Genomic DNA, 1,121 nt, shown 5'->3' on the forward strand with positions numbered 1-1,121 from the left:
AATGCCCAACTCCCGGGCAATAATGGCCGCATGGCAGGTGCGACCCCCTTGGTCGGTGACAATCGCACTCGCCCGTTTCATAATCGGTTCCCAATCCGGGTCCGTTCGCTGGGTAATCAGCACATCCCCCGGTTGAAACTCGGCCATGTTTTGCACCGATTGGATCACCCGCGCGGACCCCTGACCAATCATTTCACCCACCGCTTGACCCGTCACTAAGGGCGTCAGGTCGGTGGTATCCGCCTGGAGAACATAATTACGCAGAATCGAGGCTGACGTTTGAGATTGAACCGTTTCCGGGCGCGCCTGCACAATAAACAACTCCCCCGTGAGACCGTCTTTCGCCCACTCAATATCCATCGGCGTGTAGGTGCCCCGCACCTGGGTATAGTGGTCTTCGATGATGCACGCCCACCGCACTAGGGTTAAAATCTCATCATCACTAATCGCATAGCGCTGACGCTCCACCTCCGACACCGGGACATTCTTCGTCAGCTTGCTGCCGCCCACGTCGTACACCATTTTGATCTCTTTACTGCCCAGGCGCTTTTTCAATATGGGACGATATCCCTCCCGAAGGGTCGGCTTAAACACTAAATATTCATCGGGGTTCACCGCCCCCTGCACCACATTCTCGCCCAACCCATAGGCGGCGGTGACGAGCGCCGCGTTCTTAAAGCCGGTTTCGGTGTCGATGGAGAACATCACACCCGAGGTCGCCAAGTCCGAGCGCACCATCCGCTGCACACCCACCGACAGGGCCACCGTAAAGTGGTCAAAGCCCTTGATGGTGCGATACGAGATCGCCCGATCCGTAAAGAGCGAGGCAAAACATTTATGGCACGCCTCCAGCACGCCCTTGACACCATGCACATTCAGGTAGGTTTCCTGTTGGCCGGCAAAACTCGCATCCGGCAGGTCTTCAGCGGTGGCACTCGAGCGGACCGCCACATCCAGCGCTGGATTCCCACTGTCAGCACAGAGGGTCAAGTACGCCTTGGCAATGGCCGCTTCGAGCTCCGGCGGAAAGGGCGTGTCGAGGATTAACGAACGGACGGTTCGACCACAGTGGCGCAGGGCCGTGACATCGTCGATATCTAAATCGCTTAGGTGCGCTCTCA

At 57.7% G+C, this 1,121-nt stretch carries 1 protein-coding gene; it reads right to left on the reverse strand.

The annotated features are described in order from the left end of the window. Window positions 1-1,121 (reverse strand): PEP/pyruvate-binding domain-containing protein (locus tag DXZ20_RS04795; protein WP_250565620.1); only part of this gene is annotated, 1,121 nt, incomplete at both ends.

This window comes from Adonisia turfae CCMR0081 (assembly GCF_011009555.1).
GTDB lineage: Bacteria > Cyanobacteriota > Cyanobacteriia > Phormidesmidales > Phormidesmidaceae > Leptothoe > Leptothoe turfae.